Annotated in this window: 26 protein-coding genes and 1 other annotated feature; of the genes, 11 read left to right on the top strand and 15 right to left on the bottom strand. The window is 37.1% G+C overall.

The annotated features are described in order from the left end of the window. Nucleotides 1–40: 40 nt before the first annotated feature. On the top strand, nucleotides 41–1534 hold the full coding sequence (locus BT1A1_RS05600; RefSeq protein WP_034768955.1) for a peptide MFS transporter: 1494 nt from the start codon (nucleotides 41–43) through the stop codon (nucleotides 1532–1534). 82 nt (nucleotides 1535–1616) lie between these two features. Here BT1A1_RS05600 and BT1A1_RS05595 read toward each other — a convergent pair whose 3' ends face one another. The 7 genes from BT1A1_RS05595 to BT1A1_RS05565 all read right to left on the bottom strand — a co-directional run bounded on the left by BT1A1_RS05595 (nucleotide 1617) and on the right by BT1A1_RS05565 (nucleotide 9095). Next, nucleotides 1617–2669: a lactonase family protein gene (locus tag BT1A1_RS05595; RefSeq protein WP_034768954.1), complete on the bottom strand. Its 1053-nt coding sequence runs from the start codon at nucleotides 2667–2669 to the stop codon at nucleotides 1617–1619. Nucleotides 2670–2898: 229 nt separating this feature from the next. Beyond that, complete coding sequence (locus tag BT1A1_RS05590) at nucleotides 2899–3960, bottom strand: C45 family autoproteolytic acyltransferase/hydrolase (protein ID WP_034768953.1); 1062 nt, start codon at nucleotides 3958–3960, stop codon at nucleotides 2899–2901. 267 nt (nucleotides 3961–4227) lie between these two features. Further along, nucleotides 4228–5193, bottom strand: coding sequence for a siderophore ABC transporter substrate-binding protein (locus tag BT1A1_RS05585; protein ID WP_034768952.1), 966 nt, complete (start codon nucleotides 5191–5193; stop codon nucleotides 4228–4230). A gap of 199 nt (nucleotides 5194–5392) precedes the next feature. After that, nucleotides 5393–6151, bottom strand: coding sequence for an iron ABC transporter ATP-binding protein (locus BT1A1_RS05580; protein WP_034768951.1), 759 nt, complete (start codon nucleotides 6149–6151; stop codon nucleotides 5393–5395). Continuing rightward, on the bottom strand, nucleotides 6145–7095 hold the full coding sequence (locus BT1A1_RS05575; protein WP_034768950.1) for an iron chelate uptake ABC transporter family permease subunit: 951 nt from the start codon (nucleotides 7093–7095) through the stop codon (nucleotides 6145–6147). Before BT1A1_RS05575 ends, BT1A1_RS05580 begins: the two co-directional genes overlap by 7 nt. Further along, nucleotides 7092–8039: an ABC transporter permease gene (locus BT1A1_RS05570; protein WP_034768949.1), complete on the bottom strand. Its 948-nt coding sequence runs from the start codon at nucleotides 8037–8039 to the stop codon at nucleotides 7092–7094. The genes BT1A1_RS05575 and BT1A1_RS05570 overlap by 4 nt, the downstream gene beginning before the upstream one ends. Nucleotides 8040–8345: 306 nt before the next feature. Next, nucleotides 8346–9095 carry an EAL domain-containing protein gene (locus BT1A1_RS05565; protein ID WP_051989024.1) on the bottom strand — a complete coding sequence of 250 codons (750 nt, stop codon included), beginning with the start codon at nucleotides 9093–9095 and terminating at the stop codon, nucleotides 8346–8348. A gap of 375 nt (nucleotides 9096–9470) precedes the next feature. Here BT1A1_RS05565 and BT1A1_RS05560 point away from each other — a divergent pair, with 375 nt between their 5' ends. Continuing rightward, a complete protein-coding gene (locus BT1A1_RS05560) occupies nucleotides 9471–10505 on the top strand; it encodes an NADH:flavin oxidoreductase/NADH oxidase (RefSeq protein ID WP_034768948.1) in 1035 nt (344 codons plus the stop codon). A gap of 215 nt (nucleotides 10506–10720) precedes the next feature. Here the strand turns inward: BT1A1_RS05560 and argS are convergent, their stop codons facing one another. Then, nucleotides 10721–12427, bottom strand: coding sequence for an arginine--tRNA ligase (gene argS, locus BT1A1_RS05555; protein WP_034768946.1), 1707 nt, complete (start codon nucleotides 12425–12427; stop codon nucleotides 10721–10723). Nucleotides 12428–12477: 50 nt separating this feature from the next. After that, nucleotides 12478–12694 (bottom strand) — a binding site (T-box leader). A 157-nt stretch (nucleotides 12695–12851) separates the two neighbouring features. On the opposite strand from argS, the gene BT1A1_RS05550 reads away from it, so the two are divergent. Beyond that, nucleotides 12852–13631: a MerR family transcriptional regulator gene (locus BT1A1_RS05550; RefSeq protein WP_034768944.1), complete on the top strand. Its 780-nt coding sequence runs from the start codon at nucleotides 12852–12854 to the stop codon at nucleotides 13629–13631. Nucleotides 13632–13932: 301 nt separating this feature from the next. After that, nucleotides 13933–14040 carry a YjcZ family sporulation protein gene (locus tag BT1A1_RS17810; protein WP_072012648.1) on the top strand — a complete coding sequence of 36 codons (108 nt, stop codon included), beginning with the start codon at nucleotides 13933–13935 and terminating at the stop codon, nucleotides 14038–14040. Nucleotides 14041–14267: 227 nt separating this feature from the next. Here BT1A1_RS17810 and BT1A1_RS05545 read toward each other — a convergent pair whose 3' ends face one another. Then, nucleotides 14268–14720: a DUF441 domain-containing protein gene (locus BT1A1_RS05545; protein ID WP_034768942.1), complete on the bottom strand. Its 453-nt coding sequence runs from the start codon at nucleotides 14718–14720 to the stop codon at nucleotides 14268–14270. 856 nt (nucleotides 14721–15576) lie between these two features. Between BT1A1_RS05545 and BT1A1_RS18595 the strand changes: the two genes are divergently transcribed. From BT1A1_RS18595 to BT1A1_RS05535, 3 genes are all read left to right on the top strand, one after another. Then, entirely contained in the window at nucleotides 15577–15726 is a 150-nt protein-coding gene (locus BT1A1_RS18595; protein WP_156103191.1) for a hypothetical protein, read from the top strand. A 90-nt stretch (nucleotides 15727–15816) separates the two neighbouring features. Next, on the top strand, nucleotides 15817–16071 hold the full coding sequence (locus BT1A1_RS05540) for a sigma-G-dependent sporulation-specific acid-soluble spore protein CsgA (RefSeq protein WP_034768940.1): 255 nt from the start codon (nucleotides 15817–15819) through the stop codon (nucleotides 16069–16071). Nucleotides 16072–16209: 138 nt separating this feature from the next. Continuing rightward, entirely contained in the window at nucleotides 16210–16479 is a 270-nt protein-coding gene (locus tag BT1A1_RS05535; RefSeq protein ID WP_034768938.1) for a hypothetical protein, read from the top strand. 74 nt (nucleotides 16480–16553) lie between these two features. Here BT1A1_RS05535 and BT1A1_RS05530 read toward each other — a convergent pair whose 3' ends face one another. The 3 genes from BT1A1_RS05530 to BT1A1_RS05520 all read right to left on the bottom strand — a co-directional run bounded on the left by BT1A1_RS05530 (nucleotide 16554) and on the right by BT1A1_RS05520 (nucleotide 19969). Beyond that, nucleotides 16554–17189, bottom strand: coding sequence for a FusB/FusC family EF-G-binding protein (locus tag BT1A1_RS05530; protein ID WP_034768937.1), 636 nt, complete (start codon nucleotides 17187–17189; stop codon nucleotides 16554–16556). A 382-nt stretch (nucleotides 17190–17571) separates the two neighbouring features. After that, nucleotides 17572–18816 carry a CYP152 family fatty-acid peroxygenase CypC gene (locus BT1A1_RS05525; protein WP_034768935.1) on the bottom strand — a complete coding sequence of 415 codons (1245 nt, stop codon included), beginning with the start codon at nucleotides 18814–18816 and terminating at the stop codon, nucleotides 17572–17574. Between the two features lie 91 nt (nucleotides 18817–18907). Beyond that, nucleotides 18908–19969 carry an SDR family oxidoreductase gene (locus BT1A1_RS05520; RefSeq protein WP_034768972.1) on the bottom strand — a complete coding sequence of 354 codons (1062 nt, stop codon included), beginning with the start codon at nucleotides 19967–19969 and terminating at the stop codon, nucleotides 18908–18910. Nucleotides 19970–20514: 545 nt separating this feature from the next. Between BT1A1_RS05520 and BT1A1_RS05515 the strand changes: the two genes are divergently transcribed. From BT1A1_RS05515 to BT1A1_RS05500, 4 genes are all read left to right on the top strand, one after another. Next, nucleotides 20515–20724, top strand: a complete 210-nt coding sequence (locus BT1A1_RS05515) for a hypothetical protein (RefSeq protein ID WP_034768924.1) — start codon at nucleotides 20515–20517, stop codon at nucleotides 20722–20724. Between the two features lie 75 nt (nucleotides 20725–20799). Continuing rightward, nucleotides 20800–20979 carry a hypothetical protein gene (locus BT1A1_RS05510; RefSeq protein WP_034768922.1) on the top strand — a complete coding sequence of 60 codons (180 nt, stop codon included), beginning with the start codon at nucleotides 20800–20802 and terminating at the stop codon, nucleotides 20977–20979. 42 nt (nucleotides 20980–21021) lie between these two features. Then, a complete protein-coding gene (locus BT1A1_RS05505; protein ID WP_034768921.1) occupies nucleotides 21022–21213 on the top strand; it encodes a YbxH family protein in 192 nt (63 codons plus the stop codon). A gap of 296 nt (nucleotides 21214–21509) precedes the next feature. After that, a complete protein-coding gene (locus tag BT1A1_RS05500; RefSeq protein ID WP_051989023.1) occupies nucleotides 21510–22118 on the top strand; it encodes a TetR/AcrR family transcriptional regulator in 609 nt (202 codons plus the stop codon). Between the two features lie 88 nt (nucleotides 22119–22206). On the opposite strand, the gene opp4C is transcribed toward BT1A1_RS05500, so the two are convergent. From opp4C to opp4A, 3 genes are read right to left on the bottom strand one after another with little or no spacing between them, the layout of a single operon-like run. Next, complete coding sequence (gene opp4C, locus BT1A1_RS05495) at nucleotides 22207–23115, bottom strand: oligopeptide ABC transporter permease (RefSeq protein WP_034768911.1); 909 nt, start codon at nucleotides 23113–23115, stop codon at nucleotides 22207–22209. Between the two features lie 11 nt (nucleotides 23116–23126). Next, nucleotides 23127–24092 (bottom strand): oligopeptide ABC transporter permease, encoded by a 966-nt coding sequence (gene opp4B, locus BT1A1_RS05490; protein ID WP_034768909.1) that lies wholly within the window; start codon nucleotides 24090–24092, stop codon nucleotides 23127–23129. Nucleotides 24093–24134: 42 nt separating this feature from the next. Beyond that, nucleotides 24135–25847 (bottom strand): oligopeptide ABC transporter substrate-binding protein, encoded by a 1713-nt coding sequence (opp4A, locus tag BT1A1_RS05485; protein ID WP_034768905.1) that lies wholly within the window; start codon nucleotides 25845–25847, stop codon nucleotides 24135–24137. Between the last annotated feature and the right edge of the window lies 1 nt (nucleotide 25848).

Raw genomic sequence — 25848 nt, 5'->3', positions numbered from 1 at the left:
TCACTAATATATTAAATATTAAAGGAGGTAGTGGTTTTTTATGTCATCCATAGATAGACAGAATATTTGGAAAACAATTCCTCAAAAGGGATTTTTAGGACATCCAAAAGGCCTATTTACATTGTTTTTTACAGAATTTTGGGAACGCTTTTCCTACTATGGAATGAGAGCCATTCTTGTTTTCTATATGTACTATGAAGTATCGAAAGGCGGACTGGGTCTTGATAAAAGTACGGCCTTGTCGATTATGAGTATATACGGATCTTTAGTGTATATGTCAGGTATTATTGGCGGATGGGTTGCCGACCGCTTGCTTGGAACTTCTAAATCCGTCTTTTACGGCGGTGTACTCATTATGTTCGGGCATATCGCATTAGCTATTCCGGGAAACTTTGCTTTCTTTTTAGTTTCAATGGTTCTCATTATTTTAGGTACAGGTCTTTTAAAACCAAATGTCTCTTCTGTAGTTGGAGATATTTACTCACCGGAAGATCGTCGCCGTGACTCCGGGTTTAGTATCTTTTACATGGGGATTAATTTGGGCGGTTTTCTTTCACCGTTAATTGTCGGGGAAGTCGGCATGAAACATAATTTCCATCTCGGCTTTTCGATTGCTGCAATTGGTATGTTTATCGGATTAATTCTTTTTGTCGTTACGAAGAAGAAAAATCTTGGACAAGCCGGTGCTTATGTGGCCAATCCGCTTCCGTCTGAAGATAAGAAAAAAATCTTTACTTGGATTGGTATTGGCACAATCATCCTTGCCCTTATATTTATCTTCACTATAAAAATCGGCTATATGGACTTTAAACGCTTTATTACATTAGTCGGTATCCTTGGCATTTTAATTCCTGCCGGATATTTTATTGCTATGTATCGCAGTCCGAAAACAACAGATGTTGAACGTTCACGACTTTTGGCATATATCCCGCTATTTATTGCTTCCGTTATGTTCTGGGCTATTCAGGAACAAGGTTCAACGATTTTAGCCAACTATGCCGACGAAAGAACACAATTACATTTTGCCGGATTTGACCTTTCACCGGCCTGGTTCCAATCATTAAATCCATTATTTATCATAACTTTGGCACCGGTATTTGCTTGGTTATGGATTAAACTCGGTAATCGGGAACCATCTATACCGAAAAAGTTTTCCCTTGGGATTCTTTTTGCCGGTTTATCGTTTATTATTATCTTATTACCTGCTTATCTGGGCGGAACCGATTCTTTAGTGAATCCACTCTGGCTTGTTCTAAGTTATTTTGTTTGTGTGTTAGGTGAATTGTGCTTATCTCCGGTCGGACTTTCTGCAACAACAAAATTAGCACCAAAAGCGTTCTCAGCACAAACAATGAGTCTTTGGTTTTTATCCAATGCGGCAGCACAAGCAATTAATGCACAAATCGTAAAATTTTATAAACCGGAAACAGAAATGGTTTACTTCGGTACTATCGGGGTTATTGCGATACTACTAAGTATAACTTTATTCCTCTTATCACCAAAAATCGAAAAATTCATGAAAGGTGTCCATTAATTGATTCATATTTCATGTTGAAAGAAAAACCAGGTAAAATAGCCTGGTTTTTCTTATATTATGATAATTATCCACTTAAAATTTATTTCATGAATTTAACACAAACCGGATGGCCGACTTTTACATCCTTTTGTAGTAGGGTAAGCTTACCTGAATTTTTATCTCGCTTGTAAAGAACCAAATTATTGCTTTCTTGATTAGATCCGACAAGATAATTTTCACTTGGGTCGAGAATAAAATCCCGCGGCCAATCCCCTTCTGAAGAGACAAAATCAACCAAAGAAAGCATCCCTGTATCACCATCTACTTGAAAAATAGCAATACTGTTATGTCCGCGATTGCTAACATATACAAATTTCCCATCAGAAGTTATATGAATCGCACTGCCTTGATTATTTTCCTGAAAATCTTCCGGAATGGTGGATATGTATTGAATTTCTTTAAAGCTGCCATCCTCATGATGATATTCCAACACTATAACTTCTGAACTAATTTCAGTCATTAAATAGGCATAGCGACCATTAGGATGGAAAGTTAAATGACGCGGACCGCAACCGGGATGAAGCGATAATGTTTGTTTCTTTACTAATTCATTTTGAACGATTTCATAAGTAATTAGCTGATCTATACCAAGATCAACAGCCACTACATATTTTTCATCCGGTGTAAAGTCAGCATAATGGGTATGCGGTTTTTCCTGCCGCTCCGGATTCGGCCCCTTCCCTTCATGGGCAACAGTGGATTTCAATTCATTCAAAGAACCGTCCTCATTCAATGTATATAATTCAACGGTACCGCGGTGGTAGTATGCTGCTGTAAGTAAAGAACCGTCTGAATTTGTTGCAACATAACAAGGTGAGGACCCTGCAGTAAACCCTTTATTCAATTCAACAAGTTTGTGGGTATTTTCGTCGATTCGAAATCCGACAACTCCTCCCTGTTCCCCTTCCTTAGCCACGGCATATAAATTTTTATTATCCTTACATATAGCCAAATATGTCGGATTTTCCAAATTGGCAACGAGTTGAACATTCATAATTTTTTCCTTATCTGTATCTAGAACAAAAGAATAAACTCCTTCACTTTCCCCTTTTGTATATGTTCCGACAAATCCGGTCCATTTTGTGTTTGTCATGATAAATCTCCTTTCAAATTGAAAATATATCCAAATTCTATTTTATCCTATTTTTCCACATAAACGTAAAAAAACTTCCATCAAGGGGGATTTCTTCATCCCTACTGATTGTTTTAGTTGAACTAATCGGGCACTTATCTTTCTTAAGCCCCAGAAAAAAGATTTAGTGACCGTTTGCGCGGGATAAAGTGAAATTTTCAAGAATGGGCCTCTTTATCCCCACTGATGCTTAGTTGAACCAATCGGCCCCTTCATCTAAATGAACGAATGGAATTTCGGTATCTACTTCCCCATAAATGCGGTGGGTTTCGAGATTTTCCCCTTTCAGCCAACATGCAAAATCAATCTCGACCGGTTCTTGGTCACCACCTAATGCAAACCATGCCATTAATTTACCCGGGAAATAGGCAGATGTATGAATCGTTCCCGCCCAGCTGCCGTATAATTTGGAAAACACACCTCGATTTGTGTCGTTTAATAAGCGAAAGGCTGCCTTGCCATCCCTTAAACTTGGTCTTTCCTTTTCAATAATTTCTAATCTCCTTTTTGAATCAACCAAATAATGACGATTTTCCTCTGCCATGATTTCAAAATGATTGGTGCAGACATTTCCTTCCCGCACGACTACTTTTCGTGGCGATGTTTCAATTATTTTCGTAATGCCGCTTTTATCATGGACAATATAACTGAATGAATGGCGGTGCGGTATTTCTTTTAAAAGCGAGACGGCCTCGTCAACATTTGCACAAGTTTCCAGGATGAAACGTCCAATCATATTACAAACAAACCCATCACCCGGATTTTTTCGATTCATAAAATTATACCCCATCGCCAGACCCTTTTCATTGATTCCGTCCATTCTTCCGGTTATTCTTTGACTCGGACCGGCAACGGCATAACCGCCATCTGTCGGCTGAAATAGTGTATAACGCCCATCATAAGTTTTTGGATGATAATCGTAATTACGAATTAAATAATTATCACCGGTAACAATGGAACACCCGGATTTTACATATTCCACCCGATATCCGCCAAACTCCCGTAAGACTCGTTCCATCGGCCATTTAAGCGCATCCTGTAAACCGATAATTTCTTCCCAAATTTTCGGCGCAACACTTGTAATGGCTCGTTTCACTTCTTCTTCCGGTACAGTAAAACGAGGTCTTCGTACTTTCCACTGTTTTTCACGATTTTTCACGAGCAGTGAATCTCGCAACAATTCTCCTTGCAAAAATCCAAAATCATAATGTGTACCACGATATTCAATGATGTTACTGTATATTTTTTTCATCAAACTACCCCATTTATAAAAAATTCTTTGTCGCTAACTTTCTTTTATTACGTTATCAAAAGTAAAAAATTCCAGCAAGGATATGAATTCATTTGTTACGGGAAATCTTTGGACTTAAGTATTAGTATAAGCTCACAAGGAAGTTTATGCGGCTACCTTTATGGGTATTTTTAACAAACTATATTTGCCGGATATTTCTAGACACCTCAAAAAAAAACGCCTAGTTACAAATAACCAAGCGCACGAATCTTTAAAAATTTTCTTTCATTATTTTATACTATCTTCAATTTCGGAAATCATTTCAGATACGGACACTAATCCGCCACCGGACAAATACCAATAGTTTGGATCCAAGTAGACAATATGTCCATCTTTATATGCAGTCATATTTTTCACAAGATCATTCTCTATAACTTCTTTAGCGGAAGATTCTCCGCCAACAACGGCCGTCCGGTCAATGACAAATAAGTAATCGGGATTTTTCTCCACAATATATTCAAAGGAAATACCTTGACCATGAACATCCACTTGTATATTTGGGTCTGCCGGTGTAAAACCGAGAACATCGTGAATAAGTCCGAAACGAGAACCTGGACCAAAGGCACTGACCTTTCCTTCATTAACCAGCACAATTAAAGCATTTTTATTTAATGCCGTGACTTCCTTATTTACTTTGGCAATTTGGTCATCGATTTTTGCCAATTCATCTTTCACAAAATCTTCTTTATCAAAGATTTGTGCGATGATTTGAACGTTTTCTTTAAATGAGTCTACATAATTTTTTGCATCCAATTGAATATTAATCGTCGGTGCAATTTTTTTGAACTCATCATATTGTTCGGCTTGCCGTCCGGAAGTAATAATTAAATCAGGTCCGATTTCCGCAATCTTTTCAAAATCAGGTTCAACAAGGCTCCCGACATTTTCATATTTGGAATCTGCATATTTTTCCAAGTACGGCGGGATTTTCCCGGATTGAGGAACACCGATTACTTCAATTCCCATTTTGTCCAATGTATCAAGTATACCGAAGTCGAATACAACGATTTTTTTGGGATTTTTCTTTACTTCTGTTTCACCGAGAGCGTGTTTAATCATTACGGTCTCATTCTTTTTCCCTGCTTCCTTATCGGATGAATTCCCACTGGATTTATCGGAACTTCCTGTACCCCCACAAGCAACCAAGCCAAACGTTATGATTAATAAAAGTAGTGAAAACAAATATTTTTTCATTAGCAAACACCCCTTGTTATAAGTAAGTTTCGATTCATATTTTTGATAAAGCATTTTTCTAGACAAATTGTCTTTCATTCATGGTAGAATATAATTATCAGTTTATATTTTTTCTTGCTGAATAAGTGTCAATATCCTTTGCGCGCACCCTACCCATACTGACACTTATTCTTTTTTTATTTTTTTAATCACGAAAAATCTATGAAAAGTAAAAGCAGAACCGGCAATTTTGGATATTTTGGACATGCATATCCATATCATAAATATCGCGTAATACTTGACGATTAATAATTTCGTCGGTCGTTCCTTGTTTAATAATTTGACCATTTTTTAAAGCGACAATATAATCCGAATAGACGGAAGCAAAATTAATATCGTGAATAACAAGGAGGACAGTTTTACCCAACTCGTCTACTAATCTCCTTAATGTTTTCATTATTTGTACCGAATGCTTCATATCCAGATTGTTCAGCGGTTCATCGAGCAAAATATATTCGGTGTCTTGAGCAATAACCATAGCAATATACGCTCTTTGTTTTTGACCGCCACTCAGTTCATCGAGATAGTGATCCTCAATTTCCTGTAATTCCATATATTCAATCGCTTCGTCAACATATGCCCAATCTTCTTTTGACAATTTTCCTTGAGAGTAAGGAAAGCGGCCAAAAGATACAAGTTCCCGAACAGTTAAACGTAAATTTACATTGTTTGATTGTTTTAATATGGAAATTTTTTTCGCCAAATCCCCGCTTTTCTTTTTTGTAATATCAGCCCCGTCAATGAGAATTTCCCCTTCATCTTTTAAAATGAGTCGGCTGACCATGGAAAGAAGTGTACTTTTCCCGGCACCGTTCGGACCGATAAATGAGGTAATCTTCCCTTTTTCGATATTGACAGACACATCTTTAATAACTTCTTTCTTACCATATCTTTTTGTTACCTGTTTAATATCTACCATGATCGATTCTCCTTTAACAAGAGGTATATGAAATAAACACCGCCAATGAAATTGATAATGACACTTAAGGTTGTCGAGAAGGTGAAAATCCTTTCAACGACTAATTGTCCGCCAACTAATGCAACCACACTGATTAGGCTGGCACCGAGCAACAGATAGAAATGTCGATAGGTTTTTAAAAATTCATAGGCAAGATTTGAAACTAGGAGTCCCAGAAATGTAATCGGTCCGACCAGTGCTGTTGAAATCGAAATGAGTATGGCAACAATGACAAGCAATCTTTTTACAACATAATCGAAATCGACTCCTAAATTAATGGCATGATCGCGCCCGAGTGCAAGCACATCTAAGTATTTAAAGAATCTTAAAAACAAGAGCAGTGTTAGTATGATAAGAACAGTAGCTAATAATAACACATCCGTATTTATATTGTTAAATGATGCAAACATTCGATCTTGTACGATTTGAAACTCGTTTGGATCAATTAGCACTTGCATGAATGACGAAAAGCTATCAAAGAATGTACCGATAATAAATCCGATTAATAAAAGAAAGTATATATTTTGTTCATTCCGTTTAAATAACAGCTTGTAAAGCAACCCGGAGAATAAAATCATAATGGCAACAATAACGATAAACTGAATATTTTTATCGGTTGATGTTAATGTGGTTGAACCAAAGACAAAGATAATAAACGTATTAATTAACATGTATAGAGAATCTAAACCTAAAATGCTTGGTGTGAGAATCCTGTTTTGCGTAATCGTTTGAAATACAACGGTTGCAAGTGCAATGGAAACCCCGGTTAATATGATGGCAGCGACTTTATACGTTCTTCTTTCTAATATATATTCCCAATTCCCGGTTATATCAGTAAATAAGAAGAGACATATGAATATGACAGATAGGGCAGCCAAAAGCCAAGTTTTCGTTTTGTAGTTCATTGTGCCTGTCTCCTCAATAATAAGTAAATAAAAATTGCACTGCCAATAACACCTACTGTCAAATTGATTGGAATTTCATACGGATAAATAATCACTCGACCGAGAATATCGCAAAACAGAACAAAAATGGCACCAAGAATTGCTGTTGGGGCTAAACTATTCTTCAAATGATCGCCTCGATAAATCGAAACAACATTAGGAATAATAAGGCCCAAAAATGGGATTACCCCAACGGTTAAGACAACCGATGATGTAATAAGAGCAACGATGATTAAACCGAGATTAACTACTTGACGGTAGTTTAAACCAAGACCTTTTGAAAAATCCTCCCCCATTCCGGCAATTGTAAATTTGTTGGCATAAAGATACGCAATAAACAAGAGTGGCACACTAATAAAAATTAATTCATAATTTCCTTTTAAAATGATGGAAAAATCACCAATTAACCATGATGAGATATTTTGAATTAAATCATTTTGATAGGCAAAAAATGTTGCAATTGAACTGACAATATTTCCTAGCATTAACCCGACAAGCGGGATAAATATCGCATCCTTAAATTTAATTCTTTCTAAGATTTTCATAAACAGGAAGGTCCCTGCTAAAGCGAATACAAAAGCAACAAACATTTTGCTAAGTGAACCGGCACCGGCAAAAACAATCATAGCAACGAGAATTCCCAGTCGGGCAAAATCCATCGTACCCGCTGTTGTTGGTGAGACGAATTTATTTCGACTTAAGCTTTGCATAATCAGCCCGGCAATACTCAGCGATGCCCCCGAGACAATAATACTGATTAGCCTTGGAATTCTACTGACTACTAATATTTGCCATTGTTTATCTGTTAAATGAAAGATATCCATCACTGAAATATCTGATACCCCGATAAAGAGGGATATAAGCGAAAGGATAATCAGTACTAGGAGTAGGTATCTCTTCTTCATAGGCGCTGTTCACTTTCCTGATTTTTATGTACTGTCTAACTAGTAAATGTTTATTCTATCATATTAAAAATGATAATCATTATCAATTACAATTTTAATGATAATCATTATCAATGTCAACTTATTTATTTCAGTTTTTATCTTTTTTATAATGGAAATAAGGTTTACTGTTTCACTTTCTGGTGGGAATAACTTGCGAAAATTGCCTTCTTCTGTCAAAACTAAGGCGGACCGCAATAATAATGCAGGAAAAGGCTATATTCCAATCTGAAAATCTTTTGACCTACCGTTCAGATTATATTTCATTCATTTCGTCCGTTCGTCATTCAATCCATTTACATAAAATTCCAATGGCTGTGGTTTTCCAAGATAGTAACCCTGACCATAAGATACACCTAGTTGTTTAGCTGCTTGCAAATCTTCTTCCTTCTCCAACCCTTCCAGTACAATTTTTGCATGATGACCTAAAAATTGATGAAAATAGTAAATAAAATCTTGTTTTTTCGGGGAGAAAGCTAAATCTTCAGAAAAGTACAAGTCCAATTTTGCGACATTCGGGTCAATTTCAATTAAATTTTTCATATTCGCCTGACCTTTCCCAATATCGTCAAGCGAAATCAAAAATCCCATTTGTTTCAATTTAACAACTGTTTCTTTAAAAAACTCGATATCCAAAATTTCCTCCGCTTCATTTATTTCAAACACGATGGAATTCGGATGAATATTTGATCCGGCAGCCAGTTCTTTTAAGCTTTCTAAAAAGTCCGGATCAACCATTGTTGACGGATAAACATTAATAAAAAGTTGGTATTCGTCTAAAGCTCCCTTAGAATTTGCGACCGTTTCAAAAATTTTATAGACCGATATTTTGTCCAGTTCATTTAGTTGATGATTTTTCTCAGCCATGCCAAATAATTTCTCAGGATTTTGGATTTGCTTTGATCGAAGCAAAAACTCAAACCCATGGATTCTTTTTTCCACAAGATTAACGATTGGTTGTACAACATGATAAAATTCCGAGTTATTTAAAGATTGGTTATCCAATAATAATTCCATATATCCATTACCTCTTTTCTAAAATACATGGTTAAAAACATTCGGATCGGTTTCCCGAAATTCCTGTAGATTAGAAGTTTTTGCAATAGGCAGCTTCTTACTAAGAAGTATCGTTTTCGTTATAAGAGCAGTCTATGTATTTATTATCGGTTCAGGTTTAAAAGTATAAAGGATTATAAAAAAATTACTAAAATATTCCATTTACCGCGCTGTTTGCGAAAATCTTGAGGTGGGGATTTTGCTGCTCGTGAATGCGAGCTAAATACTCCGATTTTTGGATTTTTCTCAATATAACGCAAAAGCATATCCGCCAATATTCTTGTCATGAAATGATATAATATATATATTCTTTAGTTTTGAAAGCGAGGGAAAGGCATGAGTTTATTTGATCCATTTCAATTAAAAGGACTGAAATTAAAAAACCGGGTGGTCATGCCCCCAATGTGTCAATATTCGGTAACAAAAAAAGATGGTATTCCAAATGACTGGCATTATGTTCATTACGTAAGTCGGGCAATTGGTGGTGCGGGACTAATCATTTTCGAAATGACGGACGTGGAACCGGATGGACGGATTACTGATTATGATTTAGGTTTGTGGTCAGATGAAGCGATACCTGCTTTTCAACGGATAATTGAAGCCTGCCATAATTACGGAGCAAAAGTAGGAATCCAAATTGGACATGCCGGGCGAAAAGCTCAAGATGCCCCGACACCTGTTGCACCATCACCCATTCCGTTTAACCATGATTTCAAAACTCCACGTGAACTAACAACGGATGAAGTGAAAGAGATGGTGGAAAAATTCCGCATGAGTGTCCGTCGTGCTGTAAAAGCCGGTTTTGATGTGATTGAAATTCACGGGGCACACGGCTACTTAATTCACCAATTTCATTCACCTTTAACAAATAAGCGTCATGATGAATACGGAAAAGACTTAACCAAATTTGGCAGAGAAGTTGTCGAGGCGGCAAAGAGTGAAGTTCCTGCCGATATGCCGCTGATTATGCGCATTTCAGCAGCTGAATATGTTGACGGTGGCTATGGCGGCGATTATGCAGTCGAGTTTTCCAAAGAATATCAAAAAGCAGGAATTGATCTTTTCCATGTTAGTACAGGTGGAGAAGGTCCAATTGGCAGTGGTGGACAACCGGGTGTCCATGCAGGTTATCAAGTGCCTTTAGCCAGACAGATCAAACAGGCTTTACATGTTCCGGTTATTGCTGTTGGAAAATTAGACGATCCAATCTTAGCAAATTCAATAATCGGAAATGAAGATGCCGATCTTGTTGCCGTCGGTCGTGGAATGTTACGTAATCCGTACTGGACATTGGAAGCAGCCGTCCAATTGAAAAAGCAAATAGACATTCCGGTTCAGTATGAAAGAGGATTTCCGCGAATATCCAAGTAATCGCTGAACAGAAAATAGTTGACCTAAGCATGGTGCTGGGAGTGACACACTGTCCTTCTTTCTTGCACATCCAGAATGCGGTAGAAATAATTTAACAGAATTTCACTTTCTAATTGTAAGAAAACCGGGCAAAGTACGCCCGGTCCTTTTTGGCTAAATTCATTGGAAATCCGATAATTGGTACTCCTGCCATGTCACGGATTCTACACTTAATTTTACATACGCTCCGGTGTCCCGATACCCAATAAACGCAATCCTTCCCTTAATACAATAGAGGTAGCTTTAACCAGCTTCAACCTTGCAACAAGTCCGTCATTTTCTTCAAGTATTTTAACGGTACCATAATATTTGTTGAACTGTTGAGACAAATCCAGCAAATATTTTGCGATACGCGACGGATTGAGTTCAAAAAATGCGGATGCAATTACCTCCTCAAATCTCGATAATAAAAAAATAATCGGCCAAACTTTGTCATCTTCAAAAACCTCATATAAACTAGTGTGAGAATTTGGTACATGACTTTTTCGTAATAATGAACATGTACGGGCATACGTATATTGAAGATAAGGCCCGGTTTCTCCTTCAAAGGTAAGCATCGCTTCAAGAGAAAACTCGATATCGTTTAAGCGATCATTTTTTAAATCGTGAAAAATGACAGCCCCTACACCGACCATCCGTGCAATTTCATCCTTATTCTCCAGATTAGGATTTCTACTCTCAATTGCATCCCTTGCAGCTTTGATTGCATCATGCAGTACTTCCTCTAAAAGGACAATTTTTCCCTTCCTCGTAGACATCTTTTTTCCATCTTTAAGCATCATCCCAAATGGAATATGGTATAATTCATCCGCCCACGTATATCCCATCTTTTTTAAAACAAGGAATAGTTGTTTGAAATGAAGTGCTTGTTCTCCTCCGACAACGTAAAAAGATTTTGCAAAATGATATTCCCGCTTCCGATAAAGGGCTGCCGCTAAGTCTCTCGTTGCATATAAAGTGGCGCCATCAGACTTTTTTATAAGACAAGGCGGCAAATTGGATTCTTCCAATCTGACAACCATCGCCCCATCGGATTCTGTTAACAAATTCTTTTCTTCCAACTCCTTGATAACTGCCTCCATTTTGTCATTGTAAAAAGCTTCCCCATGATAGGAATCAAATTCAATACCCAAAAGCTGGTAAATCCGTCCAAATTCCTTTAAAGAAGCAGTGCGAAACCATTTCCATAAGTATAGTGCTTCTTCATCACCATCTTCTAATTTTTTAAACCAGTGACGTCCTTCTTCTTCAAGCTCAAAATCTTTTTCCGCCTCTTCATGAAAACGAACATATAAAGCAAGCAGTTCTTGAATCGGATTCGCTTTAACCCTCTCTTCATCTCCCCACATCTTGTATGCAGTAATTAGTTTCCCAAATTGAGTTCCCCAATCGCCCAAATGATTAATTTTCACCGACGTAAATCCGCATTTTTCAACAATATTTGCCAAAGCATTACCGATGACGGTAGAGCGTAGGTGACCCATGGAAAATGGCTTTGCAATATTTGGTGAGGAAAGATCAATTGTGATATTTTCACCCTGACCGATGGATAAATCTCCATATCTTGCTTTTTTCTTCAGTATTTCATCAATAATTTTCCTACCTACTGCTTGTCTGTTAAGAAAGAAGTTTACATAGGGACCAACAACGTCAACATGCTCAATATACGGATGCTGTATACTTTTTCCGAGTTCAGCTGCAATTTGCGCAGGTGACTTTTTCATTATGCTAGCCAACAAAAAACATGGAAAGGCATAATCTCCCATTTTTCCTTGGGGCGGGATTTCTATCGCTTTTTCAATGTCTGTTTTTGAAACGGAAAAAATCTCTTTACTATTTAAGGACTCGAAAATTGATAATACAATAACCTCTTTAAAAACCATACAAACCCTCCTTCATTTAACATTAAAAAACCCCCATCTCCATATAAAAATATAGAGACGAGGGTTTTGCTCGCGGTGCCACTCTACTTGCTTATCCAAATAAGCCAGCTTGCAATAATAACGGATTTAACCGAGTTTACCTACTTTCACTTTCAATAAACTTTCTCAAGGGTGCGTTTCACGATTGCTTCCGTACCGATCTTCCACCAACATCGGCTCGCTATCAACGAAAAAATCAATCATTACTCTCCCTATCATTGAACAAGTATCGAATTGTTTTGACAAATTATAACGAACATTTATAAGAAAGTCAATTTATATAAAGCTGGTTAAAAAAATAATTAAATTTCCCTTGAACCTACAGTTACGTTAGGCTTTATAGTAAGAATAGAGCTTTAAAAAATTTCAGAATGGAGGATTAGAAATGGAAAAGAAAAAATTTTATTCAATTGGGGAAATTGCAGATAAAACAGGTGTATCAATCCGAACGTTGCACTATTATGACGATATCGGGTTATTGACACCTGCGAAAGATGAATCGTCCGGGCATCGAAAATATAGTGAAGACGATATTATGAAACTGCAAAAAATTATTAGTTACAAATTTATCGGGTTCAGCCTTGAACAAATTAAAGAAATCTTATCTGAGCAAAAATTTAATATGAATTTAGTCGATTCATTGATGATGCAGAAAAAATTATTTGAAAAAGAAAAAAAGAGAATTGAAACGTCCATCAGTGCCATTGATCGGGCCATTAAAATTATTCATGAACACGGAGAAATTGACAGTGTCGTATTAATGAGTTTAATTCGCAGTATGCAAACGGAAGACAAACAGCGGGAATGGTTAGAAAGTTATTTTGATAAAGATGTTGTTGATATGATTTATGTCCAAACAGAAGGTGAAATGCAGAAATTAGACAATGTATTCATTGATTTTACTAAACGAGTAAAAGAATTGGTTGGCAGCCCTGTCGACAGTCCTGAAGTTATCAATTTAATCGAGGAATATATGAAGTCAACACTCTCCTTGTTCGATGATAATTTTATGGAAACGCTCGCCACCCAAACCGGCAATCTGGATGAAATCAATTATGATGAACTGGAAAAATTGGCGCCTACTCCATTTTCAAAAGAAGAAGAGGAATGGTTAAATAAGGCAATGGAATATTATATAGAACAAAGTAATTTTGGGGAAAATTAATTTTTTATTTTATGTATGTGAACTACCCGCGACTTATTTGTCCATTTTGAAGTGGGAGCTTCCAAAGAAATGTAATTATTCAAGGTCCTTATTCATTAAGTCGTGTCCATTCCATCGCTAGAACATAAGCCAATTATGTCATAAGCCTTCTTTTTTCATAAACTATTTGTCAAGAACCCTTCTGAAAAAAGGTTAGTCATTTATTTGCCTGCCAGTTTTCTTTTCAATGGGGCTTGTGTCCAGACCATTTTTCCAAATAAAACATATGCTGTTTGTGAAACGAAGCAGGAGGTGAAGATTAATGGGTGAAGCATTTAGCGGTGGATATGGTTCAGGATTTGCGTTAATTGTCGTATTGTTTATTTTGTTAATTATTGTCGGGACAGCATTTGTTGGTTACGGCTATTAAAAAATGATTCTCTTACATCTCAATAGGGGTTATCCATGTGGGGTTGGGATCTGCAAGGAAATAACTAAATAAATCGCCAGCATAACTTAGCCGGGAAAGTTGAGCTTGAAACTTTGTCGCTTTCCCGGCACATATAAGCAGTTTTTTATATTGCTTTGGTCGTTTTATCAGCCCCCATCATTAAACGACCATAATGAAACCGGAATCATCTATATTTTACACCCCGATTAATTTACTCCAAATAATTTCATTGCATACCAAGCAATCCCTGCACCAATAAGCGGGCCAACTGCAACTCCTTTAAATAAGGTAACGGCTAAGATGGTTCCAATGACTAATGCTGTCGTGATATGTGGGTCTTTCGCCAATAGGACAACCCCATTTTTAGCAAGCAACGCAACAAGAATACCGGAAGCAAGGGCTATCCAAGCATATGGTGATTTTAACGAAGCAAATAATTCTTTAAACCCAATTTGACCGGTTGCAATTGGGGTTAATACCGCAATGGTGATAATGGTAACTCCCCAATTTATTCCTTTCGTCTGAATGATGGAGAATAATTTTTCATGATTAAAAATAAGCTTCATCGCTAACAAAAAAACAACGGATACAATGAGTGATTGATTTTTCACAATTAATGCGGCAACCAGTAATAATATTAAAAATAAGTAAGCTTGCATTGTACAACACCCTCTTTCTTAATTTTCGATTTGGTCGCTGCAATTGATAATCCCGGCAAAAACGAATTAAGTCAGCCACCTAACTAAAAAGTATCCACTATATTCCCCAAACGTGAATGATCTATTATTACATGGTGATCTTATGCCATTACCATTTGTCCCGTAAAAAGTTATACTCATATAATAACATTTTTTATCACAGAGGTAATCGGCACCTATCCAAATCATAACAAAGCTGAAAAAATGATGGAAATGTAAAAATCTTTAACTTAGGTAGTTCCGTTATAAGCATGGAAAATAATACTTTTGTTTAATTTTAAGGAGAAATGCGTGACATAAATCCCTTTCTGAAAAATTTTTATTGGGCTAAGCGGTGGATAACCAAAATTTGTATAGAATTAGGGAAATTGTCCGGTTCAAAAATTCCATTATATACATGTAATACTAATATATGAAATGGAGGTGATTTCTCTTGTCTAGACCTGTGAGACCTATTTTTTGTCCACCAAAATATGTTGTCCGTGACCGCTTTGTTCCGCGTGAAGTTCCTTATATCCACCCTGTTATAAACATCAATAGAACCAATATTGTCAACGTACCTAGACATATTGTTCAACCAATTACAAGAAACGTCGTAGTTGACCCAGGATATCCTCGACGCTGTTGTTAAGATTTTGTTGCTTTATATAAGGCTATAAATTCGGGGCAAGACTTTATTAGCCCCGTTTCCTCGTCTAACATTTTTATACGCTTGAGATTTTCTATCCCCTAATTTTTGTGATTATGGATTTTATTTGCATATCTTGGGAAAATAACAACAGCAGCAACTATCGATATTTTTACGGAGGCGAACAAGTTGAAAGATTATGATTTAACGGGGAAAAAAGAACAAAAAAAAGAAAATCATCAAGAACCTTCCATAAAAGAGGAAAAGCTTAATGCAGCACTTCTCTATACTCCGGAAATTATTACATGGATGGACCAAACTAATTCTACGGATGAATAATTAGGTCACATGACTAAAGACATTTTTACGAATAATATTTCATCATCTGTTGAGACTATCGAAAAACAGCATTTTTAAGGAGTGTCTCGAGTGGAACAATCATTACTATATGTTCGAGAAGTTTTAGCACCTCACACAGAAAACAGCAATGTAGGTAAGAGCCTTTTTAAGAAGATTACAAAAGGAAATTATGCCAGTGAAGAGCAGTTTATCAGGGACCTGTCTGAAGATGAAAGCAAGTTTCTTAATCAAGTTTTAAAAGAAGCCATTGATTATTCGAGTCAGGAACAGGATAGCGAGCGGGCCCGCCAATTAAATGATGTCTATGAGCTTTTATTTATTTAGTTTTTTCTTGACATGGTTTTGAGCGAGATTAGAAACAAACCCATAACTTGTTGAGCATTTGACTCAGGAAGCTGTATTTAAACAGGTATACTGTCGTTTTAATAGGTAAAACTACGATATGGAAAGGAGATGATTAACGTGAAGGAGATATTAGAACAAGTTATGCAACAATTGGAAAATGCATACAACAATCCTGAAGCTGTGGACTTGGACCAAGCGATTAGCCAACTGCAATCAGCAAAAGAACAATACGGCGATAAAGGGACGATGCTTGAAGATGCGATTACAGCCCTGACCCAAGCTAAACATTCCATGGCACAAATGGAAACAGCCGAGGATGCTGGTCCTTCAGAAGCTTTTGGACAAGCCCATAATGCATTGGAGCAAGCGATGAAATCATTTCAATAAAAATACGAAAATGCCCCCGTTAATTCCTTGAAAATCCGAAAAACGGGTCATCCTCGGTTTTTAAAAGTTAGTACCTACTTTTGAATGTTGTCAACAAAATCATATAATTTTTCTAAAGAAATTAAATTGTTGTTGCATTCTTGACTATCGGTACAAATAAAATTTCCTCTGTTAATAAAAGTTCCAAACGCTTTTCCCTTCTCTCTGACACTAAACATACCGACCTCACTATGTCGGTGGCAAATGGCACAAACACCTTTTTGATTCATTGGTTGAAAAGAACCTTCAATTCCAAGCAATTTCCCTGCTCGCCTATATACCAAATATTTTTTATTGGTTTGTTGATCCAGCCAACTTAAGTAGACAACTTCATGCAAATCCAGCTTTTCGAGTGGCGGGACTTTTAATTTTTTTACTTTCGGAAACAATTTCTTGATTCCTTGTTCCGTTACTTGAAATGGAATCACAAACGGTTTTAACTGCAGTAAAAATTTTTCTCCTGCCTCTTTATCATCCACCATTGTGATCGATTGTAGCATCTGTCTTTGCTCATCGTTTAAATTAGGTATTAAAGCGAAGACATTTTCTGTCACCATCGATTTGACAGCTGCAATCACATCTTGATCACTAGATGTTGAATGAGCATTTACAAGTTTTTTTACTTGAAACCGAATATAATTAAATTGATCTGTTTGAATGAAAGGGTTCATATCTATATCACTCCATTAATTTCATTTAAAAATTGCTTTATATGGACGTTCGTTTTGAAACAAAATCTCTCTTTTAACAATTTCCCAAGGGACATTGAATTCTAATCTTCCGTGCTAACGAACGTTAGTGAATATATGTTTATTATATTACAATTTCAATAAAATGCAATAAAATTTTTGATTCCTGGTTTTCCCAACTAATTGAGTGCAATAAAGAAAAGACTCGGGCTGCCCAAACCTTCAGGCGACTCGTGACGCGATGTTGCATGGAAAAAATTTACTAGGGGCAAGATTAGTAACAGTGGCTTGGCATCTAATGTCTTGTAGAACAGCTATAGGACGATAAAAGCACGGAGCCTATCCGTGCTTTTGCGATAATTATTCAGCTTAATCTTATAACAAATCCGCTTTTTGGCAATGTTGGTATCCGATCCAATCTGTAACTTAAATCTTGATTAGGAACGGCATAATCCACTTTGTTGATTAGAAAATCAAGGGTTGCTTTCATGATTTCAACGGTAATTCCTTCACCCGGACAGCGGTGCCCTTTAGCCGGATCACCACCGCCATGCGGAATAAATTCGTACAAGTCCCCATCCCAGTCTTGAAAACGGTCCGGATCAAATTGGTTTGGGTGTTCCCATATCCGCGGATCACGATTAGTACCGTAAATATCAAGAAACACAAGCGTTCCCTTTTTAAACTCAACATTTTTCCAATGAAATGTCTTTTTCACCCGAGCTCCAACAAACGGGCCAAAAGGATAGTAGCGGCGAACTTCATGGATAAACCTTTCAAGATCCTCACGCGTACCGTTCTTCAGTTTTTCTTTTTGGTCCGGGTGCTCATATAAGGCAAGTGCCGAAAACGTGATATAAGTCGCAATGGCCACAATCGGTCTTATGACATTGATTAATTCAACTGCAGCCAAATGGGTTGAAAAATGCTGACCATCAGCCTCTTTATAAAAAGCCATTTTGTATAATGCACTGTCTTGTTCCGCTTTTATCTCACCCGAACGAACATTTTCAATTATTTCTTCAATCCACTCCTCTATCCTATTACGAGCGATTCTCCCTTTCCAATGTTCGGGACCAATCGTACCAAAAGCATAAACCATCGAAATAAAATCATCTGCGCGCGAATCTGCCTCTAATTCTAATAAAGGGACACCCGCCCAGCTACAAGCAACTTTACATAGCACTTTTTTTGCTTCTTCAAAAAGGATAATTTTTTCCTTTCTTTCCCACTGTTTTTTCTCCCTTTCCCAATATTCAGCTATTTGTTCTGCGAGCTGCTTTTGATGGGGAGGCGTCATTAATGACATAAACAGATGCTTTCGAATAAGATGCTGCTTACCGTCTAACGTTTGCACTCCGCGTTTCCCTAGTAATGTTTCTTGAATCCGATTGGGGATTGCCCATTTTCGTTGGAACTTGTCCACATCATAAAACAGTTCAGCTGCCTCTTTCCCCCTCATACATATGACTTTTTGCCCCATTAAGCGGGTCTCAAAAATATCGGATTGGAATTTTTCCACCCGATTGTTAATAAACAGATAGCCTTCTTTCAACAGAGCGAGACTGTTATCCATTCCCTCATCACGAGGAATTTGGTTTGTTGACATAGGGACCTACACCTTTCTTTCATCCACTTTTATTTTTTCGTTTAGCATTTCATTGATTTTGGTTTCGAGATCATTCTTTTGCCAATTTATTTTATTTTTTTCGTTTGGCGGCAACCCATGCGAGTGCACTAAGCCCAACGACGAGAAATCCGGTAATGACCGGGTACTTCGTTGCCTTTACATAGAAACTTGAATTGCGTTTCCACCCGATATTTGTTCCTCGCTCATGCATTCCATATCCTGCCTTGAATAAGTTGCTTTCTTCAGGTCGGTTGGATGGACGATTGGCGTATTGAGTCTGAGGAAAGTAGCGTTCCATCAGTTTGTCGGTAAGGCGGGGAAGGTTCGTTCCTATTAGTTTCAGTGCCCTCGCTTGCGATCCGATGTAGATATTGCGTTTCGGATGTTCAGCGGCAAATAAAATTGTTTCTGCAACAGCTTCAGGCGGGTAAACCATCCCTTTATGTACCGGTTGTTTATCAAAGTAACTTCTGGCATGTTCATTGTAAGGGGTGTCGATTCTCCCAGGATGGATCAGCGTAACAGAGACGGGCACCTTTTCTTTTTCTAATTCCATTCTGAGGCTTTCTGTCCAGCCGTGAACAGCAAATTTGGACGGGGCATAAGTCGATTGAATCAAAGTTCCCCGATCGCCAAACAAACTCCCTACATTAATGAGCGCACCCGGAACACCTCTTTCTTGAAAATGGTTTACAGCCACCCTTGACCCGTACACCACACCCCAATAATTCGTATCAAACAATCGTTTCATATCGTCAATACTGACTTCCATTGCATACCCAAAGATAGTTACCCCGGCATTATTCACCCATGTATCAAACCTGCCAAACTGCTTAATGGCTGTTTCGGCAATTTTTTTCACATCTTCTTCTCTACCAACATCCGCTTTTACATAAACTGCCGAATGACCCTTTCTTTCTAATTCGTTGACCAAGTCCTTCAAGGCGTCTTCATTTCTGGCGGCTAAGACGACTTTCGCACCTTTTTTCGCGGCGATTCTTGCAGTAGCTAGCCCGATTCCACTTGAGGCACCAGTAATGACAATTACTTGGTCTTTCACAGGTTTTAATGAAATCGGTCTTGTTTCACTTATTTCATCAAATCTGACCTGATCAAGAATTTCTTTATCCATTCCATTTAAGGCTAGTACTTTTTCTTCATATTCATTTTGTCCTTTGCGTTGTATTTCACTCATAATTAGGCTCCTCTATTTTAAATTCTTTCTAAAAGTTAAAAGTTAGTATTAAATCCTTATTAGAAAAAATACACTTGTAAATATTTCATAAAGGAGCACCGGAAATTAACTCAACAGTTATCATGACATTGATTTTCCTTTGTTTTCGTTATTATAAATTTTCCACAATAAAAATAAGCCAAAATGTCCCATAGGATTTTGATTGCCTTTTTCCGGTATAAAAAACTTTACTTTCCCGGTATTTTCCAGAATAGTCATGGCCTTTTTAGCTGCTATTCATATAGAAAATAGATTTGCCGGAGTATAAATTAGGTAATGATTCAAACACTATATAAACAGATTGGATTTTTTACTTACTTGAGTTTCGCATGGCAAAGTTTCGTCGACAAAAATGAACCTTAGCCTAAAATTGTTGGCGAGATTGGTTTTCTAAGGTCGAAACTCAAGTTACTCAATTTAATTCACTAAAGGAGCGACATAAAATGGCTGAAGAAACCATTTTTATTCAAAACGCTACATCTGACACCCCCATTCAACAAATTCAACAACTGTTAAAGGGAAAAGATGGAATTGAAAGAGTTCTAATTGATACGGACGATGGTGAAATGAAGATTGAATTTGATGAAAAGAAAATTTCCCTGAAGAGCATTTATTCTTTATTAAAAGAGAATAACTTTTATATCCAGCGGTAAGAAAGTTTAGCTATTTCTTAAAACTTGCTTTGGTTAAAACTTTTAAGCAAAAGAAAAAGTGTTGGGGGTGAATATATGAGAAATAACAATCACAACAAGGATAATCAGTATGAAAATTGTGATACCGATATGGATCGAGGAGCATATAACGATATGTTAAATAGCGATAATGCATTTAGTGACAAAGGTTTAGAAAATGCAGCATTAAGTGAGGAAATCCTCAATAGAGAAGCCAATCACGAGGGAAGTGATTAGCTGCAAATATAGTAAATGTTCTTGCTAGGAGCTGGTATATTAATGGGTGCAATTGAAAGAGGCGGATATCGTTTTGAACCGGAATATAGCGTGATTGAACAAAACGGAGCAATACATGTTTACCATGAAGGAAAATTTGTTGAAGAATTAAAATTTGCCTTTTCAGGAGATTCTCCTGATCTTGGAAAGATAGAGGAGCTAGTTGAAACATATTGTGAAAAAAAAGGTATATAAAATAGTACCCCATACCAAAGCAAAAAAGCAGCTTCATCTTTTTGAGGCTGCTTTTTTGGGCCAATAGTATGACCGTTTTTTAGTTTTCTCCTCGTTCCGGGCTTTTTTTACGACGGATTTTTGGCTTTCCCTCATTCATATAAATCCTGCCTCTCCTTCAGTACAAAAGCAAATTTAAGTTAATTGGCAAAACACTTTATAACTAACGATCGTTAGCTTATAATGGAATTAGTGCATTACGCTCATTAAAATACATCTGAATAAACATTACTTCTATATGAAATGGAGGTGAAATTATGACAATAAGTACAAAGGAAAAAATATTTTACATATCCTTGGACTTATTTTCTCAAAAAGGTTTCAGCGGGGTTTCCATTCGTGAAATTACGAGAGAAGTAGGGATTAAAGAAAGCTCTTTATATAACCACTTTAGCAGTAAAGATGAAATTTTAGAATCTATTTTTAACTTTTTTAGAGAAGATTTTTCTAAAACATTACCGCCTCTTGAAACGCTGAATGAAATCTTGCAAAAACATTCGGTCAAATCTTTTTTAAGAGCCGGTCTCCATAATTTCAAAAAATATATGGAAGACGAAACCGGGCAAAAAATGTGGCGGCTTCTCCAAGTGGAACAATTTCGTTCACCATTGGCAAGAGAAATTATTTTACATGATTTATATGGAAAGACAATTGAATTCCTCGAGATTGTGTTTACAAAATTCATCGAGTTTAAAAAAATCCGGCCGTATAATCCGAAAGTACTTGCCATCGAATATCAATACCCGGTTTTTTCTTTACTTACGGAATACAATATTTTAAAATTTGACGGAAAAGGCACCGCTGAAGTTGAGAAAAAACTGGAACAGCATATTGATTTCTTTTTAAATACCATTTTGGAAAAATAAAGTAAAATTTCATCAGTGTTTATAACTGCCCGATTGGTTCTACTAACCATCAGTGGGATGAAGAATCCCCACTGATGGAAGTTTCACTTTATCTATATGATTTTGGATTTAACGCGTCTTTTAATCCTTCCCCAATAAAGTTAATGGACAGTATTGTCAAGGTAACAGCTAATGCAGGAGGAATCCAAATCCACGGTTTATCCTGTAGTACGTCAGGTTCATTTGCAAAAGATAACATATTCCCCCAGCTTGGAGTTTCAGATGGAACGCCAAACCCTAAGAAACTTAACCCGGTTTCTGCAACTATCATACTGGCAAATAAAATTGTAGCCTGAACAATGATTGTCGATAAAACATTTGGCAGTAAATGTTTTATAATCACTTTAAAAGGTGAACATCCAATCGATATCGCTGCAAGGACATATTCATTTTCTTTCTCTGCCAAAATTTTGCTCCGAACAATCCGGGCTACACCGCCCCAACTTAATCCACTAATAACCATGATCAATACCCATACGCCGCTAACCTTATTTTGAAGGATCGCGTTTAGTACGATAACGAAAACTAAGAAAGGAAATGTTAGAACAAAATCGGTAAACCGCATTAACAGATTATCAATGGTTCCTCCAAAATAACCGGCTATGGAACCAATAATCGTCCCAGTAACAATAACAAATGCCGTACAGGCAAGCCCGATAAACAAAGATATTCTTCCACCATATAACAATCTTGTAAAAACATCCCGGCCGTTCTTATCTGTACCAAGCCAATGCTCCGATGAAGGTTCCAGTGAAAATGAACCCATATTTATTCTTGTAATATCATGCGTGGTAATGTATGGTGCTAAAAAAGAAACAAAACAAACAAAAACCAAGAAACATAAACTAATCATCGCCAGTTTATTTCTAATAAACTTTCTTCGAGCAATGGCCCATGGAGACATACTTTTCGGCGGCTTAATGTTCACGGCACTATTTTTATCTGTCATTATTTCCATTGCCATTCCTCCTAATCAAGCCTAATTCGCGGATCAACAATACCGTAAAGGATATCAGCAACTAAGTTTCCGAATAATGTTAATACAGAAAACATCATCGTTAATGTCATTAAAACAGAATAGTCGCGGTTCGTTACTGAAGTTAAGAAAAGTTGTCCAATTCCGGGATAGGTGAATATCGTTTCCGTAATAATTGCTCCGCCGACTAAGTTTACGATATCAAATCCTAAAAATGTCACTAATGGAATCACTGAGTTTCTAAAAATATGAACATTATATATTTTGCTTTCTGAAGTACCTTTTGCACGGGCTGTCCGGACATAATCTTTCCTACTGTTCTCGATAATATCATTACGTAAAAATTGTGTATAGGATGCCGTATTTAATAGTCCTAAAACGAATGCCGGCAATAACACATGATGGAATCTGCTCAGCCAGTATTCAAATGTTCCCTCAGTGACTGATATATCCACAGATCCATTAGAAGGGAACCATCCAAGGTGAAAAGAGAAAATATAAATGGCAAACACACCTGCAACAAAGGATGGTAAGGCCAGTCCGATATAGTTGGCTGCTGCAATTGTATTGTCTCCAAGTGTATATGGTTTCCGACCGGAATAGATACCCATCGCTAACGCTAAAACATAAGTAATAATTAATGAGGTCAAACTTAAAAAGATTGTATTCGGTAAACGTTCCATAATTATTTCATTTGCAGGAATTTTGTAACGGGTGGATTTACCGAAATCACCTTGAACAAAATTGGTAATCCAACGAAAGTATTGTTCATAAATGGGATCATTGTATCCAAGCTTTTCCCGCATCTGCTCAATATATTCCGGATCCGTATTTGCCGGATCAATCTCTCCACCAAGTGAGTCCCCCGGCATTAATTTTGCCAGGGAGAACACAATAATGGAGATAAGGAAAAGCATTGGAATCATAGCTAATACTCTTCGAAGCGTATATTTCAGCATATGCATTCTCCTTATCTTTCAATCAAAGGAACCATTTCATCATTATTGTTTAATCGACCATTTATGCATATCTTCCGTTCCTACAGGAGTAATTTTCACACCTTGAACTTTGTTAGAAATTGCATAAACGTCATTTAGCTCCATAATTGGCAGTGCAGGTACTTCTTCGTTAAAGATTTTTTGCCATTCTACATAAAGATTTTTGCGTTTTTCTTGATCAGTACCAACGACTTCAACATCCACAGCTTGTTTCAACAACTCGTTTGCTTCTTCATTGACCCAACGAGGATAGTTCCAAACTGTATCGTCACCCCATAGTGCCCACGGATCCGGGTCAGCACCTGTACCCCATCCGCCATAGAATGCTTCCATTGTTTCATGGTCTTTTTCAATTTGATCGTAGTAGAGGTTTACTTCTGTCATTGTTAACTTCGATTTAATTCCAACTTCTTCCCAATATTGCGTAATGGCTTTGGCACGGGCCTCATATGTCGGGTTGCCGGTATCATAATGAGCAAAATTGATTTCAAACTTTTTCCCGTTTGGATCTTCACGGAAGCCGTCTCCATCCACATCTTTATACCCGGCTTCATCCAGCAATTGTTTTGCTTTTTCCGGATCATAAGTGTAGTTGACCGGTAATTCACTGTTATCTGCAGCAATCCAATGTGCTGACGGCATTGGACGATTGACCGGATTACCTAATCCGCTAAAGAATTCTTTTACCCACTCTTCACGGTCGATTGCATATAATAATGCTTGACGTAATTGTTTGTTTGCATATTTGTCTTTATCCATTACAACTTTACCGTCTTTAAATGTGCCCAATTTGAATCCGATATAGTAGTAAGAAAGACCCGGAACTTCTTCTATTTTCACGTTTTTTAATTTTTGAATTTCCGGGAGTAATGATGGGTGGAAGGCACTCATATCCACGCCGCCGTTTTCAAGCTCACCAACGATTAATGAACCGTCGATCACTTTTACCACAACTTTATCAAGTTTCGGTTTTCCTTTCCAATAGTCGTTGAAACGAACTAACTCTACAGACTCACCCGGAATGACTTTTTGGATTTTGAACGGACCGGTTCCAATCGGGTTAACGCGTACTTGGTCAGACGCCAACCAATCATCAATATTTTTATTGCCTTTTAGGTCAGCAAAATGTTTTCTATTCAATGGATATTGCCAAATATTTTCTAAGTTATTTGCTCGAGCTTTGTCGAAAGTAATTTCAATTTCATAGTCATTAATTTTTTTCAAACCGGAAATGGAATCTGCTTTTCCTTCGTTAAATTCTTTTGCACCTTCAATCGTGTTAACATTGGACCAACGTTGATGATCCGGGCCAATCGAAGCAATTGTTTCAAGTGCAAAAATCCAGTCGTCGACAACTAACTCATCACCATTGTGCCATTTAACACCTTTTTCGAAAGTAAACTTAAATACTTTGTTATCTTTCGTTTCCCATTTAGCAATATTCGGTTGTGCTTTAATATTTTCATCAAATGTAATCAATGGATCTGTATTGAAAGTTAAAATTTCACTGTCAGATTGACTATCATAGAAGTTGACATCTAATATACCTTTAAATTCAGCTTCCATCGCATACGTTAAAGTGCCTCCGTCTTGCGATCCTGATTTGTTGCCTCCGTCACTAGATTTACTTGTCTTTTTGTCCCCGCCGCCACACGCAGCTAATGCAAGCGAAAGAACAAGCATTAGCGCTGTTAGCTTTAGAAATGATTTTTTCATT

This window comes from Caldibacillus thermoamylovorans (genome assembly GCF_000751775.1).
In the GTDB taxonomy this organism is placed as follows: Bacteria; Bacillota; Bacilli; order Bacillales; family Caldibacillaceae; genus Caldifermentibacillus; species Caldifermentibacillus hisashii.
The sequence above is the reverse complement of the archived record's forward strand: the minus strand, read 5'-3'. Positions and strand labels throughout refer to the sequence as shown.